At 51.6% G+C, this 16,056-nt stretch carries 21 protein-coding genes; all 21 read left to right on the top strand.

What is annotated here, in order from left to right; all coding sequences use genetic code 11:
• Nucleotides 1-9 precede the first annotated feature (9 nt).
• The 21 genes from HC352_RS05580 to HC352_RS05480 all read left to right on the top strand — a co-directional run bounded on the left by HC352_RS05580 (nt 10) and on the right by HC352_RS05480 (nt 16,049).
• Nucleotides 10-687, top strand: coding sequence for a hypothetical protein (locus HC352_RS05580; protein WP_168917957.1), 678 nt, complete (start codon nt 10-12; stop codon nt 685-687).
• Between the two features lie 109 nt (nt 688-796).
• The gene (locus tag HC352_RS05575) at nt 797-3,265 is read left to right on the top strand and encodes a phage/plasmid primase, P4 family (RefSeq protein ID WP_168917956.1); all 2,469 of its coding nucleotides are present in this window, start codon (nt 797-799) and stop codon (nt 3,263-3,265) included.
• Between the two features lie 473 nt (nt 3,266-3,738).
• Entirely contained in the window at nt 3,739-4,020 is a 282-nt protein-coding gene (locus tag HC352_RS05570; RefSeq protein WP_168917955.1) for a PDDEXK family nuclease, read from the top strand.
• Nucleotides 4,001-5,377: a DEAD/DEAH box helicase gene (locus HC352_RS05565; RefSeq protein ID WP_168917954.1), complete on the top strand. Its 1,377-nt coding sequence runs from the start codon at nt 4,001-4,003 to the stop codon at nt 5,375-5,377. Before HC352_RS05570 ends, HC352_RS05565 begins: the two co-directional genes overlap by 20 nt.
• Nucleotides 5,378-5,651: 274 nt before the next feature.
• Complete coding sequence (locus tag HC352_RS05560; RefSeq protein WP_168917953.1) at nt 5,652-6,101, top strand: hypothetical protein; 450 nt, start codon at nt 5,652-5,654, stop codon at nt 6,099-6,101.
• A 93-nt stretch (nt 6,102-6,194) separates the two neighbouring features.
• Nucleotides 6,195-6,800: a hypothetical protein gene (locus HC352_RS05555; RefSeq protein WP_168917952.1), complete on the top strand. Its 606-nt coding sequence runs from the start codon at nt 6,195-6,197 to the stop codon at nt 6,798-6,800.
• A gap of 164 nt (nt 6,801-6,964) precedes the next feature.
• A complete protein-coding gene (locus HC352_RS09240) occupies nt 6,965-7,270 on the top strand; it encodes an HNH endonuclease (RefSeq protein ID WP_168918622.1) in 306 nt (101 codons plus the stop codon).
• A gap of 186 nt (nt 7,271-7,456) precedes the next feature.
• Nucleotides 7,457-7,768 (top strand): hypothetical protein, encoded by a 312-nt coding sequence (locus tag HC352_RS05545; RefSeq protein ID WP_168917951.1) that lies wholly within the window; start codon nt 7,457-7,459, stop codon nt 7,766-7,768.
• On the top strand, nt 7,719-9,212 hold the full coding sequence (locus tag HC352_RS05540) for a terminase large subunit domain-containing protein (RefSeq protein ID WP_247645167.1): 1,494 nt from the start codon (nt 7,719-7,721) through the stop codon (nt 9,210-9,212). The genes HC352_RS05545 and HC352_RS05540 overlap by 50 nt, the downstream gene beginning before the upstream one ends.
• Nucleotides 9,213-9,215: 3 nt before the next feature.
• Nucleotides 9,216-10,607: a phage portal protein gene (locus HC352_RS05535; protein ID WP_168917949.1), complete on the top strand. Its 1,392-nt coding sequence runs from the start codon at nt 9,216-9,218 to the stop codon at nt 10,605-10,607.
• Nucleotides 10,604-11,377, top strand: coding sequence for a VG15 protein (locus HC352_RS09000; protein ID WP_211080631.1), 774 nt, complete (start codon nt 10,604-10,606; stop codon nt 11,375-11,377). The genes HC352_RS05535 and HC352_RS09000 overlap by 4 nt, the downstream gene beginning before the upstream one ends.
• Nucleotides 11,378-11,468: 91 nt before the next feature.
• Nucleotides 11,469-12,017, top strand: coding sequence for a hypothetical protein (locus HC352_RS05525; protein ID WP_168917948.1), 549 nt, complete (start codon nt 11,469-11,471; stop codon nt 12,015-12,017).
• Nucleotides 12,018-12,031: 14 nt separating this feature from the next.
• Nucleotides 12,032-13,003 carry an SU10 major capsid protein gene (locus HC352_RS05520; RefSeq protein ID WP_168917947.1) on the top strand — a complete coding sequence of 324 codons (972 nt, stop codon included), beginning with the start codon at nt 12,032-12,034 and terminating at the stop codon, nt 13,001-13,003.
• 75 nt (nt 13,004-13,078) lie between these two features.
• Entirely contained in the window at nt 13,079-13,318 is a 240-nt protein-coding gene (locus HC352_RS05515) for a hypothetical protein (RefSeq protein WP_168917946.1), read from the top strand.
• A 6-nt stretch (nt 13,319-13,324) separates the two neighbouring features.
• Complete coding sequence (locus HC352_RS05510) at nt 13,325-13,702, top strand: Gp19/Gp15/Gp42 family protein (protein ID WP_168917945.1); 378 nt, start codon at nt 13,325-13,327, stop codon at nt 13,700-13,702.
• Entirely contained in the window at nt 13,699-14,034 is a 336-nt protein-coding gene (locus tag HC352_RS05505) for a hypothetical protein (protein WP_168917944.1), read from the top strand. Before HC352_RS05510 ends, HC352_RS05505 begins: the two co-directional genes overlap by 4 nt.
• A 2-nt stretch (nt 14,035-14,036) precedes the next feature.
• Nucleotides 14,037-14,276, top strand: coding sequence for a hypothetical protein (locus HC352_RS05500; RefSeq protein ID WP_168917943.1), 240 nt, complete (start codon nt 14,037-14,039; stop codon nt 14,274-14,276).
• The gene (locus HC352_RS05495; RefSeq protein ID WP_168917942.1) at nt 14,273-14,653 is read left to right on the top strand and encodes a gp17 family tail completion protein; all 381 of its coding nucleotides are present in this window, start codon (nt 14,273-14,275) and stop codon (nt 14,651-14,653) included. The genes HC352_RS05500 and HC352_RS05495 overlap by 4 nt, the downstream gene beginning before the upstream one ends.
• Nucleotides 14,646-15,206 (top strand): phage tail tube protein, encoded by a 561-nt coding sequence (locus HC352_RS05490; protein WP_168917941.1) that lies wholly within the window; start codon nt 14,646-14,648, stop codon nt 15,204-15,206. Before HC352_RS05495 ends, HC352_RS05490 begins: the two co-directional genes overlap by 8 nt.
• A gap of 160 nt (nt 15,207-15,366) precedes the next feature.
• Nucleotides 15,367-15,663 (top strand): hypothetical protein, encoded by a 297-nt coding sequence (locus HC352_RS05485; protein WP_168917940.1) that lies wholly within the window; start codon nt 15,367-15,369, stop codon nt 15,661-15,663.
• Between the two features lie 83 nt (nt 15,664-15,746).
• Complete coding sequence (locus HC352_RS05480) at nt 15,747-16,049, top strand: DUF5361 domain-containing protein (RefSeq protein ID WP_168917939.1); 303 nt, start codon at nt 15,747-15,749, stop codon at nt 16,047-16,049.
• The last annotated feature ends 7 nt before the right edge of the window (nt 16,050-16,056 follow it).

The following is a 16,056-nucleotide window of genomic DNA, read 5'->3' as shown; positions in this document are numbered from 1 at the left end:
GAAAACATAATGTCACTATCAATGTCACTCAATGACGCGTTCGCTTCGGCGAAGCAGGTCAAGCCTGAAACGGTTGGAGAAACCGTTGGTGGAACTATTACTAACACGAAGATTCAACAGGTCACGGATTACACGACCTCTGAACCGCAGTTCTGGCCTGATGGCAAGCCGAAAGAGCAGTTGATTGTTTCTATTACGACACCGGAAGGTGTTGAAGGTGCTGCTTATATCAAGCTGTGGGGTCAGCAGCGTACTGCGATGATGGATGCGATTCGCCAGACCGGGTTGGATGCTGATCATGCTTTGGCGCCTGGTAACAAGTTGTGGATCACGTTCACTGGTGAAGAGCCGAATACGAAGAATCCTCGTTTGAATGCGACGAAGCTTTACGTGTATCGGATTGAGGTCACTGCGAATCTTGGGGGAGCGCTTGATGGTTCTGCGCCTGTCACGCCTCCTGCGCCTGTTTCGGCTCCTGTAGCGACGCCACCAGCGCCAGCGGCGCCTGTCACGCCTCCTGCGCCTGTTTCGGCTCCTGTAGCGACGCCACCAGCGCCAGCGGCACCGGCAGTTGATCCGAACAACGTACAGCAGCTATTCGCTTCCGGATTTAACGACGAGCAAGTCGCATCATTCACCGGCCTCGACGTCCAAGTCGTCGCAACCCTACGACAAAACGCCGCCTAAACAAGGCGGTGCCGGCAGACCAAGCAGGGACAAGACGATCGGGTGCAAGCCCCGACTGCCGGACAAAACAAACCACACCAGCACAGCACAATAAACGAAAGACAAGAGAATGCCAACCTCCATCGACCAACGCGCACACCAGCTCTGGAACGCCGGAATTTCCATCCTGCCAATCACACCAGCATCCGCAGATGGAGACAAAAAACCAGCCCTATCATGGAAACGCCTCCAAACCAGCCGGTTAACCGAAACCGAACTCAATACTTGGTTTAACGGCACTAGCAACTATGGGCTTGGTGTTGTCATGGGTGAAGTGTCTGGCGATTTGATGATGATCGAGCTTGAAGGCCGCGGCGCACAGCACCTGCCATTGCTCACGCAAACAGCTACCGATAGTGGACTAGGCGAACTGTGGACACGCCTTTTTCAATGGGCAGAAACAACACCATCTGGCGGCTGGCACTTCTACATCAAAGCACCAGGAAATACGCATGGCAACCGTAAACTAGCGAAAAACAAGACCGGCGAAGTTATCGCCGAAACCCGCGAAAACGGAGGCTACTCTGTCGTCGCCCCAACCGATGGGCAACGATTCCACCACACACACAACTCCGCGTGGGCATTCGTGTCAGAATCCGACCCCACAATGCTCACGCCGTTCACGCTCGATGAACTCGACGCGATCCTCACCGTATTCAAAACAATCGACGAAACACCACGACCAACAAAACCAGGCACGCCCCAGCTAACTATTACTGGTAATAATGCGCGCGTCGACGGCGTTAGCCCGCTCGACGACTTCGAAAGCAAAACAAGCTGGAATGAGATTCTCCAACCGCACGGGTGGACACCGCTATTCACGCGCGGCGCAGAGACTTTTTGGCGTCGACCAGGCAAGACCACAGGTATTAGTGCCTCGACAGGACATGCAAACGACCGTGACCGGTTGTGGGTGTGGACCACGTCAACAGATTTCGAAGCCGAGGTTCCCTACACGAAACAAGGCGCCTACGCTTTACTCGAGCATGGCGGCGATCATTCTAAGGCAGCTAAGTATTTGTATGAGAAGGGGTTTGGTGAGCAAGCTAAACGTGTGCGGGACGCGACGGAAATCAGTTTCGATAAGTGGATACGTGAAGGCGCACCAGCCATCACACCAGCACCAGCACCAGTAGCGGAGCCAGTAGCAGCGCCTGCACCAGCCGTATTAGAACCAGCAGAATACACGCTCACCGACGACGGCAACGCGCTACGATTCCAAGACGCATTCACATCTATCTACCGATATATTCCAGAACACAAATCATGGTCTTTCTGGAACGGGCACGTATGGGACTTGGACGGGGCAGATGCACAGGTGGCAGAAGCAGCACGAAATCTCGCACGCACCTTCCCAGCACAAGACAAAGCAGAGCAAGCACACCGGCGTCGCTCCCTCGGTGCGAACTCGATCCGTAACATGCTAGCGCTAGCGAAAAACGCTCAAGGTATCTACACGCCACTCACCGTGTTCGATACTGATCCGTATTTGTTGAACACCCCGGCAGGACCAGTGAATTTGAAAACACGAAAAGTCACCCCAGCGACCCCGAAAGGCCTGTTCATGCGGTCAACAACCGTTAAACCCGACTGGGACATGCCAACACCGAAATGGCTCAACTTCCTCGCACAAACATTCGTCTCAACCGACTTGAACGCAGGCAAGGAAGTCACCGACTATGTACAACGCCTCATTGGGCTAGCACTGATCGGGAAAGTCCACGAGCAAATCCTGCCGTTCTTCCACGGCACTGGAGCGAACGGAAAAACAACGATGCTCAACGTCGTCCAACACATTCTCGGAACGGGACCGACAGGGTACACGATTACCTCACCGTCAGAGCTATTGACTGCGTCGGATCGGCATCCGACAGAGATAGCTGCGTTGGCCGGAGCGCGCCTGGCTGTTATTTCAGAGCTGGAGGAAGGTAAACGTATCGCCGAGGCGAAAGTGAAACAGTTAACTGGTGGTGATGTTATTACTGCTCGTTTTATGGGCAAAGACTTTTTCACGTTCGCGCCGTCGCACACGCTTATTGTTTTGACGAACTCTGTGCCTGAGACTACTAGTGGTGGTTCGCCAGCGTTGTGGCGTCGTGTGCGTCGCGTCCCGTTCTTGAATGTGGTTCCGAAAAAGGATCGTAATCCGAATCTTGAGGCTGAACTGATGATGGAAGCTCCGGGCATTCTTGCGTGGATGATTGACGGGACGACGAAGTATCTTGAATCTGGTTTGCGTGAACCGGTGGTGGTGGAGCAGGCCACGGCCGAGTATGAGTCTGATCAGGATACGGTCGCTCAATGGATCGGCAGTGGGGCAGTGGATTTGGTTGAACCGTCTGTGTACTCGCAGGCTCCAGCTGGTCGTGTCTATTCAGTTTATGAGCGTTGGTGTCGTGTTAATGGTGTGCAGCCGGTGGCGTCGAATGCGTTCGGTAGACGGTTGAAACCATTCGGGGTTAACTCGGTTCGATCGCATGGGAAGCGCCTCTATGAGGGGTTGCGGATTCAGGAGGATTTGGACAGTGAATTGTCGTAGAAAACCGGCACCCGAACCGGCACCCGAACCGGCACCGTCGGGAAAAATAGTCACAGGAAATTCTCAGGAAATTCCCTGCTTGGGTGCCGGTTATTTTTCAGAAGGGCAAAAAACCGGCACCCGACCTTTCATTGCTATCAAGCCGTTTCACCTTCAACGGGTGCCGGTTGGGTGCCGGATAGTTTTAAAAACCGGCACCCGACCTTTCGTTGCTATCAAGCCGTTTCACCTTCAACGGGTGCCGGTTATTCTTAAATTCTTTTACCTAGTAAAAATAATTATAAAAAAGAGGTATATATGTCCGTTATGTACATATGTATATATAAGTTACAGCGCTGACTAGCGAAAAAATCAAAAAACCGGCACCGAAAAACAACGAAACGGCGAATCCAAGCCAAAAAGTCGGGTGCCGGTTCCAAAAAATAACCGGCACTAAACCGGCACTGTGAAAAATCCAAGCCACACCGAAAACCATGAACGAAAAACACATCGAAAAACACTTCAAAAGACTTATCGAGAAACACGGCGGCCTCTGCCTGAAGTTCGTCTCTCCAGGCACACAAGGAGTACCAGACCGGATCATCATCACCCCAACAGGCCACATCACATTCGCCGAACTCAAAGCACCAGGCAAAAAACCGAGACCGGCACAAGCGAACATGATCCGAAAACTAGAAAAACTCGGAGCCACCGTCCACATCATCGATTCGATTACGAAAGCGGAAGAAACAGCACATGAAATACTCACCACATGACTACCAAGCCCAAGCAGTCAAATTCATCCTTGAACATCCAACCGCTGCCGTGTTCCTCGGCATGGGCTTGGGTAAAACGGTTATCACGCTGACGGCTCTGCAGATTCTCGAGGGACAGGGGAAGACGCGGCGGGCTTTGATTATCGCACCCAAACGCGTAGCAGAATCAACATGGCCAGCAGAAATTGAAAAATGGGACCACATCAACCTCGACTACCGTGTAGCCGTCGGAACCAAGGCCGAACGTGCGCAGGCCGTCGACAGTGACGCCACCGTTACCATCATCAACCGTGAAAACCTACCATGGCTATATCAGCACCTCGGCGGGAAATGGCCATACGACACCGTCATCATCGACGAACTATCCTCATTCAAATCCCACGCATCACAGCGCGTGAAAGTCATGGTGAAAGCCAGGCGTCATATCGAGAGGATCGTTGGCTTGACTGGTACGCCAGCATCGAATGGACTCATGGACCTGTTCGCGCAATTCCGTGTGCTCGACGACGGCCAACGGCTCGGAAAGTTCATTACACATTTCCGCAACGACTTCTTCGATCCAGACAAGCGATCCGCATATCAAGTCTTCACATGGAAACCGAAACCAGATGGCGAGAAACGCATATATGACGCAATAGCCGACGTGACTATGTCAATGCAGACAACCGATTTTCTGACCTTGCCTGAGCTGACCATGCAATCCGTCGTCGTCGAAATGAGCAAGGGGGAAAAGAAAACCTATACGGATTTGAAAAAAGACATGGTCGCCACCATCAACGATGACGATGTTATCGATGCCGGTTCGGCTGGAGTGCTCGCACTCAAACTGCAACAGCTCGCAAACGGAGCGATCTACAACGACGCGACGGCGACAAAGTACACAGTGCTGCATGATCGGAAACTTGATGCGCTCGAAGACCTGCACGAGTCAGCTAACGGACATCCGCTCCTGGTTGCTTATTGGTTTAAGCATGACGCGGATCGGATTAAGGAACGGTTCGATGGCGTTCGGGAAATCCGAACACCTGAAGATATCGCCGACTGGAACGCCGGAAAGATTGATATGGCTTTGATTCATCCAGCGTCGGCCGGGCATGGTTTGAATCTTCAAACTGGCGGTCATTTGATGGTGTGGTTTGGTTTGACGTGGTCGTTGGAGCTTTATCAGCAAGCTAATGCGCGTCTTTTCCGTCAAGGCCAGCGTGAGCCGGTGACAGTGACTCATATTGTGACTGCCGGGAGTGTTGATGAGCGTATTTTGGTGGCTTTGGAAAAGAAGGACTTGACTCAGTCCGCGCTGTTGGATGCGGTGCGTGCAGAGCTGACTGTGGGGGAGGTGGTTGGTGTAGGAAGTTGATTTTGACCAGTACGTGACCATGACCCTACGCGACCTCATCGCCTTACTAACCAGAGAAAGGCCAGAACAGGAATAGACAAATGCACAAATACACGTTTGAAGTGTCCTCAAAAACACTCGGACCCTACAACTTAACCATACAAGCACACAACTGGGAAGACGCTAAAAAACAGATGGGCAAAACCCTGCTCTCCACAGCAACACCACCAGAAACAACAAAAACTAGCGTATGCCTAACCAGCATCGAACAACTACCAGAACAGGACTAAGAACAATGACCCCGCATGAACAGACAACGGCTTGGGAGAAAGCCATTGCCGAACACGACTGGAACACGGCACGCCAACTATCCGACACCGCCGCCCAAATAGCATACATCTGCACACTCGAAGCAGGCGACGCGATCATCAGAACACACCACACCATACAAGCACTCGAACTAGAAAAAGAACACTGGGAAAACGCCTACTACGACCTCGCCGAACACATCAACGCATCATTCCCCCGTCGCCAACGCACTCAAATACCTCATACGCGCAGGACAAAAAACCCAGACACCTACACCGAAGACCTACACAAAGCACTCGTATCGATTCAACGAGAACTCCAACGCCAGCCCTGCGGCATCGCCGGGGTAAGAATCACCAGCAAAGGTTCAGAATTCATGACACGCGAAGAAGCCTACCAAGCAATGAAACAGGAGTATAGGTTCAGCGAAGCATAAAAGAAGCGGGGCTAGACAAAAACTAGCCCCGCAAAACAACAACATGTGCCATCAAAACATAAAAAAGCCACTACATCTAGTAAAATAAACCCCATGCACGCCACCATCACGCCCACTCAATGCGCCGAACTCGACATCATGCACCAAGAACTCAACGACGCACTCCAACCATCCCTACACGCCATCCAATACCACCTCGCGCCAGCTTGCCGAAGCGCACGCGACCATCATCAACCAGACCTCGACGCGATCAACGCCGACCACGCACACATCACCAACATCGCACAAGAACACGGATACGCCACAGCCACCGCGCTCGCACCACACCTCAACCAACTCAACACCGAAAACCTCACCTACCTCACCGAAACCTATATTGAATGGGCACAACTCCTAAAACTCACACCCCAACCAACACAACACCTATGCCCAATGTGCACACAAACAAACCTCCTCTACCGAGACACCGACACACGCTACATCTGCCCAGCATGCGAAGGAGCATGGACACCACCCCAACTCCGCAACGCCCAAAAAATAGTCATCGCCACCGCAGGCAAATGGATCACCAGAAAACAAGCCCGCAACACCTACACAATCACCGCCCCACACCTACGAAAACTAATCCACCGCGGCATCATCACACCAAACCACGACGGCCTCATCTACGAACCACAACTCGCCAAACACCTCCAATAACTTGACCCCACCAACCAACCCGACTAGAATAGCGTGACAGATAGAGGTTAGAAGTGTATCCAAAAGACATCCAACAAAAACGTTGGGTGTCATTTTTATACCCCGCCCCACAAAAACAAACCCCACCCCAACAAAACGACAAGGGGGCACAACAAAAACAAACCATGCCCACAAACAGAACCGGCACCGCAAAACACAAACGCTTCCGCCAAAACGTCCTACACCGAGACCAAACAAACGGACTCACACACTGCCCACTCTGCGGAACACAACTAGCATGGGGCACACACGGACAACCAAACAGCCCCGAAGCAGACCACATAATCCCAGCACGCTGGGGAGGCGCAGACACAACCGACAACGGACAAACAATCTGCCGACACTGCAACCAATCAAAAGGCGACGGAAGAAAACAACAAAAATTCAAAAAAGCACAACAACCAACCAACACAACCGACATAAACTGGTAACATGATCAGCAGAGGGAAACAGCCCAGAAAATTCAACGGGGCACCACCCCCTCCCCACCCCCAGATTTTCGCCCCAAGCGGCATAGGGAAATCTCTCCCCACATTTTTTCCACAGGCTACCCCCATAGGCACGGACATGTTAGGTTCGTGCTTTTCTTGTATTTATTGAGTAAAGGAGGTGTCGATATGGGTTTGAAAGCAGTTGAAGAAGCAGTGAAAAAACCGCCATTAGACCCTTCAAAGCGTACGAAATACCGTAAGGTTGCGACGGCGGCGAGCGCGAATGATTTGCTAGGAACGCTTGAGACTATGCGGGATCGTTTGGCGCGCGCTATTGATGATCCCGATACTGCGCCGCGTGATTTGGCGGCGTTGACGAAACGATTAAGAGAAACGATGGACGATATTCATACGTTGACGCAGGCGTATGAGGAAGCAAGTGGGGTGAGTGACCTTGAAGCAGTCGCCGATGCCCCGTTCTCAGCAGAGGCTATCTGAGTTAGCGTCGTTTGTTCATGTTCCGGATGGGATTGTTTCGACTGAGTGGCCGTTGGTTGCTGCGCAGTTGCAACGTATTAATATTGGTTTGGATATGTGGCAACGAAATGCGATTCAGTTGGCGTTGTCGAAGCGTGCCGACGGGTCTTATGCGGCGTCGATCGGTGGTGTGTGTTTTTCGATTCCGCGTCAGGTGGGTAAAACGTATACGGTTGGTTGGCTTATTTTCGCTTTGTGTATGGCGAAGCCTGGAATGTTGGTGGTGTGGACTGCGCATCATACTCGTACTTCTGATGAGACGTTTGATGCGATGCGTACGATGGCGACGACTGGTAAAGCGGCGGCGATGGTGAAGACTGTGCGTGCCGCGAACGGGCAACAGACCATCATTTTTCACAATGGTTCACGCATTTTGTTTGGTGCGCGTGAGCAAGGGTTTGGGCGTGGTTTTGCTGAGATTGACGTGTTGGTATTCGATGAGGCGCAGATTCTAACTGAGTCGGCGTTGTCGGATATGGTTCCAGCGACTAACGCGGCCCCGAACGGTTTGGTGTTTCTGATTGGAACACCGCCGCGTCCAAAGGACCCGGGCGAGGCGTTCACGATTAAACGCAATTCCGCGCTGTCTAAAGATGCCGATACGTTGTGGATTGAGTTCTCGGCAGATGCAGATTGTAATGTTGCTGATTGGGACCCCGGCTATGTTGATTGGGCCCAGGTCGAGAAGGCTAATCCGTCGTATCCGCATCGCACGTCGAAGAATTCTATTCTTCGTATGCGCAAACTGATTGGTTCGAACGAGAATTTTAAGCGTGAAGCACTCGGGATTTGGGATCAAGCTGGCGTTGCTACTCGGAAGATTAGCCAGGAGTTGTGGGATTCAACCATTGGTGTTCCTCCGTCGTCTGGCGTGAAATGCTATGGTGTGGCGTTTTCATTTGATGGTGATCGTCAGTCCGTTGTTGGCGTGCTGAAGCACGAGCATGGCTTTCATGCGAATCTTATCGGTTCGTACACTGGTAGCACTGATGATGGTGTGGCTGGTTTAGCTGATTGGCTCGCTGAGCGATGGCGGGACGCTGGGCTGATTGTGTTGTCTGGCGCGGCTGGCGCGGGTTTGTTGTCTCAAGCTTTGCTGGATCGTGGTGTACCTAAGAAGATTGTGAAGGTTTTGTCTACTCGTGAGTATTTCACTGCCTGCCAGATGCTCGTTGAAGCGGTGAAGGACGGTTCGCTGACCCGTCCTGCTGGAGGCGCGAATGATGCGTTGGATGCGTCGGTTGCTGTATCAGATGAGAAGAAGCGCGGCAGTGACGGTGCTTGGGGTTGGCAAGCGACAAGTTTTGATGGTGATGAGACCCCGGTGGAGGCTTTGTCGGTTGCTGTGTGGGCGGCGAAGATGAATAAGCGTGTACCGGGCAGGAAGCAGAAAGCGTTGGTGTGAATAGTGGTTGAGAATATGATGGTGTTCCATGCGCCGCGTGTGTATGGTTTGCCTGATGATTTGCAGGAAAAGCTAGGATTGCTGGTGCAGCAGTGGTCTGTGAAACGTCCTCGGAATTTTCTACGCCAGTCCTATGTGGATATGAAGATTGATGTGAAGAATCTTGGTATCTCTATTCCTGATGAGGTTGCGCGTGATTTAGAAGTGGTTTCGGGCTGGCCTGAAAAGGCTGTGCATGTGTTGTCGTCGCGTTGCGTGTGGGATGGTGTTGTTGCCGCGTCCGGTGAAGAAGACCCGTATGGGCTTGAGCGTGTGTTACATGAGAATCGTTTTGATGTTGAGTTGCCACAGGCTATTTCTTCGGAGTTGACTCATTCTGTGGCGTTTATTTCGACGACGCCTGGCGATGTGTATTCTGGTGAGTCTGAGGTTGTTATTTTGCCTCATTCTGCACAGTGGGCAACTGCGCTGTGGGATCGTTCCCGTCGGTGCCTGTCGTATGGTCTTGTGATTAACGAATTGGATAAGGCTGGAAACCCTGCACGGCTGACGTTGTTGACTCCGTTTGAGGCTATCGTGTGTGAGAACCGTGGACGGGGCTGGTTCGTCGCCGACGTGCGTACGCATGGTTTGTCGCGTGTGCCGATGGAAGCGTTAACGTTCCGTCCGTCGCTTGATCGTCCATTCGGGCGTTCGCGTATCACACGAGCAGTCATGACTATCACCGATAGAGCGATTCGAGCTGCTCTACGCATGGATATTTCGTCCGAACTCTACACTGCGCCAGGCTTGTTACTGCGTGGTGTGTCTGAGGAGGCGTGGGAAGAAATCTCGAAGTCATGGACGTGGCAGATGGGGGCAGTGAAGGGGTTGACTCCTGATGAGTCTGGGGAGTCGCCGGATGTTTCTGTGATTCCGCAGCAGTCGATGTTGCCATACACTGAGCAGATTCGGTCGTTAGCAACTGAGTTTGCGGGTGTTACGTCATTGCCTGTTTCTTCACTAGGTATCGTTCAAGATAATCCGGCTTCGGCTGACGCGATCTATGCGGCGAAGGAAGAGCTTGTTGTTGAAGCGACGAATACGAACCGTGTGAATGGGTATGCGTTGTCACGTGTGTATCAGAATGTTGTTAATTTGATGCACGGTGATGTTGCCAATCCGCTTTCTTTTTCGACTCGTTGGCGTAATCCTGCGATGCCGTCGATTGTTTCGCAGGCTGATGCGATGGTTAAGCAGATTAGTGCTATTCCTGAGCTGGCTTACACGGATGTTGCGTTGGAGGAGTTTGGTTATACTGGCGAGCAGATTTCGCGTATTCGTTCGCAGATCCGTAAAGCTCAAGGCAATATCCTTGTTGATCAGATATTAAACGGGTCTGGTGAGAACTTGTGACAGGTCGTGAGTATCTGGATAGGTTTACTGCGGATCAGCGTCGCATTATCGAGCGTGTCCGCAGTGAACTCTTACTGTTTGACAAGCTGAATCGTACGTCATTGTCGCAGGAGCAGTTCGAGCGGGCGTTAAAAGCTAAATATGTAAAGCTGATTCAACGCTACGGTGATGGTGTTGCCGCGTTGGCTGTTCGCATGTTTGACGACATGCGTCCAGAAGGCCTGCCTGTTTTTGAGTCTGTCCCAGCGGATATGTATTCGGTGGAGGAACTCAAAGCACAGCTTGATGAGCTGATCCGTACAGCTCGCATACATGATCAAGAGGTGATTGCTGTTGCTCAACGTCAAGCTCAACGGGATTTGTTGAACCTTGGGCGGCGTACTGTGCAACGTAATGTTGCGCGTGATGCACGTAATGGTGCGCGGTATGCGCGTGTGCCGTCTGGTACGAAAACGTGTGCTTGGTGTGCAATGCTTGCCTCGCGTGGCTTCGTTTATGCGTCTGAAGACACGGCGGGTAAGCGGAATAAGTATCATGCGGATTGTGACTGCATGATTGTTCCGTCGTGGAGCAAAACACCGAAACTTGACGGTTATGATCCTGACGGCTTGTATTCGTCGTATCTGGAGGCGCGCCGGAGCCTTGGCGGACGCGCAACAACTAAGCAGGTCGCGGCTAGGATGCGTGAAATGAACCCGCATAGTTTCACTGATTCCCATGTTCCGGAAGCGGATAAGCGCAAGCCTGGGCCGAAGCCTAGCGACAACTGACTGATACACATATTTTCCCTCTCCACGCGATGTGGGGAGGTTTTTCATTTGCAGAGCGATTCTGCACCTACCATTTTAAGGAGAAGGAAAGATGGCTGAAAATACGGCTGTTGAAGAGGAAGTGAAACCTGCCGAGGTTGATGGCGCGAAGCCTGAAGAAACGGTTGAGGACGAGTTTCTTGGGGATGCTGGTAAGGCGGCGTTGAAGAAGGAACGTGAAGCGAATAAGGCGAACGCGAAACGGATCGCTGAGCTTGAGAGCCTGTTGCGTGAGTCTGAAAATGCGTCTAAGTCTGAGGAAGAAAAGACCCGCGAGCGCTTGACTGCGTTGGAGCAGAGTCTTGAGGCTGAACGACGGCAAAAAGAGCTGTTGGAGGCGTCGAATTCGACTGGTGTGCCTGTCGAGTTACTTGCTGGACCTCAAGACGATTTGACCGCGTATGCGCAAGCTCTGCTTGACTGGCAGAAGAAGCAAGCCAGCGAGCCTGCCGATGATCCGCGCCATCCCGTTCCTTCTCTTTCACAGCGTCCAGAACATTCTGGTGCTGTTTCTATTGATGAGCAGATTCGCGCAGCAGTTGAAGCAGGTGACAAGGCGACTGTTTCGATGCTGAAGGCGTTAAAGCTCGGGAAACAATAACTTAGGAGTTAAAAATGACTAATACTTTGACTGAAATGGCGACTACATATAATTTGCCTAACTACACGGGGGAGCTTTTTGAAGCTACTCCAGCTAATACCCCTTTCCTTTCCGCTATCGGTGGCCTGACCGGTGGTAAATCTGTGGCGTCGCCTGTTTTCTCTTGGCAAGGCTACGATCTGCGTGACGCTAATGCAGAGAATCAGAAGACGGAAGGCGCGGATGTTGCCGCTTATACGGAGCAGAAGCGGTTCAACGTCGAGAACGTGACTGAGATTCATCAGGAAGCGATTTCGATTTCTTATTCTCGTCTTGGCGCTAACCGTATGCGTACGGTTGATTCTGGAGAGAAGATGGTCCAGATTGGTTCTACGTCTGTTCCAGCGAGTGAGTTGGCGTTCCAGATTGATGTTGCGTTGAAGAATATCGCGCGTGATGTCGAGAAGGGCTTCTTGAATAACACGATGGTTAAGCCGTCGGATAACGGCACTGCTCGTCGTTCTGGTGGTTTGCTTGGTGTTATCAAGACAAACAAGGTGACTACCGAGAAGACCGCGAAGACTATTACCGAGGACGATGTTTTGGACCTTATTCAAAAGGTTTGGGACAACGGCGGTATGCGTGAGTCTGAAACAGCAACACTGATTGTAAATTCCACCTTGAAGCGTGCTTTGACACGTATCTTCCTCAAGGACGCTAACCGCGTTGAATCTTCTCGTAACGTTGGTGGCGTGAATCTTCAGACTATCGAAACTGATTTCGGCAAGCTCAACATCATGCTGAACTCTTACGTTTCTAAGACTGATCTGATTGTTTGCTCGCTTGAGCAGTGCGCGCCTGCGTTCCTCGAGGTTCCAGGCAAGGGTCACTTCTTCGTTGAGCCGCTTGCTAAGACTGGATCGGCTGAGAAGGTCCAGCTATACGGCGAGATTGGCTTGCAGTATGGCAACGAAAAGGCTCACGGTGTTTTGACCGTGGCGAGTTGAGAAATTTCTAGTTATTGGGCGTGAGCGGTGAAGGTTGAATCTTTACCGCTCACGCCTATTGAGGGAGTGTTTGTTATGAGTGCTGTTCGTGTTGAGTCTCCGGTGTATCCGGAGTTGCTGATTTTGAGTCCACGTGTTGAGTTTGTTGATGGCGTGGCTTTCGTTGAGGTTGATCTGTTGGAGCGGTTGCGGAAGTTTACAGGTCTAGGTCTAGTGATCCCGGATGCCGATCCAGTGCCTGAAGCGGAAGAAGCTGAACCGGATCCGAAGAAAACTAGTCGGCGCGGTCGTGGTAAGAAAGTGGAAAAGGAATAACTGACGATGACTGTTTACGCGACTGTTGAAGATTTAGAATCACGGTGGAGGCCGTTAAGCGAATCAGAGAAGAAGCGTGCAGCAGTCTTGTTGGAAGATGCGTCTGATCTGATGCGTCGTGAATGTCCTCGGTGTGAAGATGCTGAGGAAAGCACACGTAAGCGAGTGGCGTGCGCGGTTGTCAAACGCGCAATGACCCCACCTTTAGGTCAGGCTGATCTTGTTGGTGCGTCGTCTGCGTCAATTACTGCTGGCCCATACACTCAGCAGGCTTCGTTTGCTAATCCGTCTGGCGATTTGTATTTGAGCAAGGCGGAGGCGCGCAGTCTTGGTGGGCGTTCTCGGGGCGCGTTCGAAGTGAATATTCTAGGACGGCGATCATGATTCATGGTACACAAGTAACTGTTCTGAGCAAAACAAAGACTGGCGTTGACGATATGAACATGCCAGTTTTTGAGGAAACTCAGACGGTTGTTGACGACGTTCTTGTTGGCCCGGTTTCCACTGATGATACGCCTGGCGGTATGCGTCGGGCTGGGGATCGTACTGAGATTGCTCTTTATTTTCCGAAAACCTTTACTGCTTCGTTGCGTGGGTGTGATGTGGAATTCATGGGGAAGATTTGGCGGGTTCAAGGTGATCCGCAACCGTACATGGTAGAAAACATGCCGACCCGTTGGAATCTTCGGGCGACAGTTTCTTTAGTTGAAGGATAGCGATGACTGTAAAGCGTATCGAAATCAACGAGGATGCACTGTTCGCGCTTGTTCGTCCACTGGTTGAGGCTGAGACTGCTCGCATCGCCGGTAACGCGGGCGAGGGGTTCGTCGGTGACGTGATCGCTTCGCGGGGTAAGGATGCGCGTCCGCACGGCGCGGTTCGCGCAACCACATATAAGGCACGGTTGAAAAACTTGCGTGAAAACACGCTACTGAAAGCGGTAGGAGGTGCGCAGTGACGACTTCCGATGTGGCTGTCATAAAGGCACTAGGCGGTGTTCTTGGTGTTCCGGTGTTTGGTGAGGTACCGGGTGATCGTCCTAAACGTTTCGTGACTGTTGAACGTGTGGCGGGTAAGTGTGGCCGGATTATTGATAAGCCGACGTTTGCTATTCAAGCCTGGGCCGAATCAAAAGCCGAGGCATCGAAGCTCGCACAAGAGGCCGCTGACGCTTTCAATGACCTACCTGCAACGGTCGCACAGCTAGGTGCTGCCGATGTTGTGTCAATTTATAGTTTTCCCGATCCTGAATCGCGTTCAGCGCGATACCAGCTCACAGCAAACGCTGTGTTTATTAAAAATAACTTACCTCTGAAAGGAGAGGAAGATGGCTAAAAGTGATAGCTCGCTAGTAACGGTAGCTAAGCCGTTAGTTACTGGCGCATTGAGCGCGTGCCCTATTAAAGGGGCGCAGTTGCCTACCAATGCAACATCTGAACTATCCGGATTCACGAATCTTGGTTATGTTTCTGAAGATGGTCTAACGAACTCGTTCGAATCTGAAAGTGCCGATATTAAGGCGTGGGGCGGCGACACTGTTCTTACTGTCGCCACGTCACGTAAGGAGACCTTCGAGTGGTCTTTCATTCAAGCGTTGGATGCCGACGTGTTGAAGGAGATTTTCGGCGAGGCTAATGTCACCGATTCTGACGGTACGTTAACCATTAAGCACAACTCAAAGGAAATGCCATACCGAGTCTTCGTTATCGAAATGCTTATGACTGGTGGCCGCGTAAAGCGCATCGTGATCCCGAAGGGCAAGATCACCAGTGTTGGTGCTCAAACCTATAAGGATGGTGAGGTTGTCGCTTATCCAGTCACATTGTCGTGTGCGCCAGATAAGGATGGCAATACTGCTATCGAGTACATTTCCACCGTTGAAGAATAACATTTCCTAATTCGTCCTCTATCCTGCCTGATCCCTCTGTTTCTTGCGCTGTTTTGTGCCATGCCAGCGTCAAGGGAAACAGGGGATATTTTTGTGTCCGAAACCAGGCAGGGTAGAGGCAAACCCTTTATTTGCATGGCATCATTTTTAAGGAGCAAGCATGGCTGCTAAAACAAAAAAGACCCAAAATACTGAAGCAGTTCAAAAGGTAACTGTACGCGGCATTGAAGTCGAAATCGACGCCGGAGTGTTTGACGATTTCGAGCTGATGGAGGACTTTTACGAAATCCAAACCAGCAATCCTCTTCGTGTGATTCCTCTGTTTACCCGTATTTTTGGTGCCGATCAGAAGAAAGTCGTTTTGGATGCGCTACGTGGCGATAATGGGCGGGTTTCTGGCACCGACGCAACAACATTTCTTCTCGAAGTCATGGGGGCTATTTCCCCAAACTCTTAAAGCTCGCCGCCGTCGTACATCACCATCCGAGCGAGCTTGACGCTGATTTCCTGCGCTTCTATCGGATCAGTAACTGGCACGAAATGCCTATGCGTCGTGTGGCTGATTTAACTGCAGTAATGATTCGGCAGCCTGAATCCTGGACTCATCGAGCGCTAGTCCCTGATTGGCGCTGGGAGGATCCTGCGATGGTTGCTCAAGCTTTGAGCGTTGATTATTTGGCGTTCTTGGCGTGGGCAAAAACTTCAGATGGGGAGAAGGGTGTTAACCGGCCGGATCCCTTCCCGCGACCTGGGATTGAAGTTGAGTCTGCTTCTGGTGATGAGTTTGTGGCAGTGACGAGCGACGAGCTCGAAGAAATTTTGAGACGAAACCGAACCGAATAATTGAATA

The sequence above is a fragment of the Arcanobacterium buesumense genome (assembly GCF_012563545.1).
GTDB lineage: Bacteria > Actinomycetota > Actinomycetes > Actinomycetales > Actinomycetaceae > Arcanobacterium > Arcanobacterium buesumense.
The sequence above is the reverse complement of the archived record's forward strand: the minus strand, read 5'-3'. Positions and strand labels throughout refer to the sequence as shown.

What these genes read in the sequence shown, in the direction of transcription:
- HC352_RS05580 (WP_168917957.1), top strand. Translation starts at nt 10, where the DNA reads ATGTCACTATCAATGTCACTCAATGACGCGTTCGCTTCGGCGAAGCAG.
- HC352_RS05575 (WP_168917956.1), top strand. Translation starts at nt 797, where the DNA reads ATGCCAACCTCCATCGACCAACGCGCACACCAGCTCTGGAACGCCGGA.
- HC352_RS05570 (WP_168917955.1), top strand. Translation starts at nt 3,739, where the DNA reads ATGAACGAAAAACACATCGAAAAACACTTCAAAAGACTTATCGAGAAA.
- HC352_RS05565 (WP_168917954.1), top strand. Translation starts at nt 4,001, where the DNA reads ATGAAATACTCACCACATGACTACCAAGCCCAAGCAGTCAAATTCATC.
- HC352_RS05560 (WP_168917953.1), top strand. Translation starts at nt 5,652, where the DNA reads ATGACCCCGCATGAACAGACAACGGCTTGGGAGAAAGCCATTGCCGAA.
- HC352_RS05555 (WP_168917952.1), top strand. Translation starts at nt 6,195, where the DNA reads ATGCACGCCACCATCACGCCCACTCAATGCGCCGAACTCGACATCATG.
- HC352_RS09240 (WP_168918622.1), top strand. Translation starts at nt 6,965, where the DNA reads ATGCCCACAAACAGAACCGGCACCGCAAAACACAAACGCTTCCGCCAA.
- HC352_RS05545 (WP_168917951.1), top strand. Translation starts at nt 7,457, where the DNA reads ATGGGTTTGAAAGCAGTTGAAGAAGCAGTGAAAAAACCGCCATTAGAC.
- HC352_RS05525 (WP_168917948.1), top strand. Translation starts at nt 11,469, where the DNA reads ATGGCTGAAAATACGGCTGTTGAAGAGGAAGTGAAACCTGCCGAGGTT.
- HC352_RS05520 (WP_168917947.1), top strand. Translation starts at nt 12,032, where the DNA reads ATGACTAATACTTTGACTGAAATGGCGACTACATATAATTTGCCTAAC.
- HC352_RS05515 (WP_168917946.1), top strand. Translation starts at nt 13,079, where the DNA reads ATGAGTGCTGTTCGTGTTGAGTCTCCGGTGTATCCGGAGTTGCTGATT.
- HC352_RS05510 (WP_168917945.1), top strand. Translation starts at nt 13,325, where the DNA reads ATGACTGTTTACGCGACTGTTGAAGATTTAGAATCACGGTGGAGGCCG.
- HC352_RS05505 (WP_168917944.1), top strand. Translation starts at nt 13,699, where the DNA reads ATGATTCATGGTACACAAGTAACTGTTCTGAGCAAAACAAAGACTGGC.
- HC352_RS05500 (WP_168917943.1), top strand. Translation starts at nt 14,037, where the DNA reads ATGACTGTAAAGCGTATCGAAATCAACGAGGATGCACTGTTCGCGCTT.
- HC352_RS05490 (WP_168917941.1), top strand. Translation starts at nt 14,646, where the DNA reads ATGGCTAAAAGTGATAGCTCGCTAGTAACGGTAGCTAAGCCGTTAGTT.
- HC352_RS05485 (WP_168917940.1), top strand. Translation starts at nt 15,367, where the DNA reads ATGGCTGCTAAAACAAAAAAGACCCAAAATACTGAAGCAGTTCAAAAG.
- HC352_RS05480 (WP_168917939.1), top strand. Translation starts at nt 15,747, where the DNA reads ATGCCTATGCGTCGTGTGGCTGATTTAACTGCAGTAATGATTCGGCAG.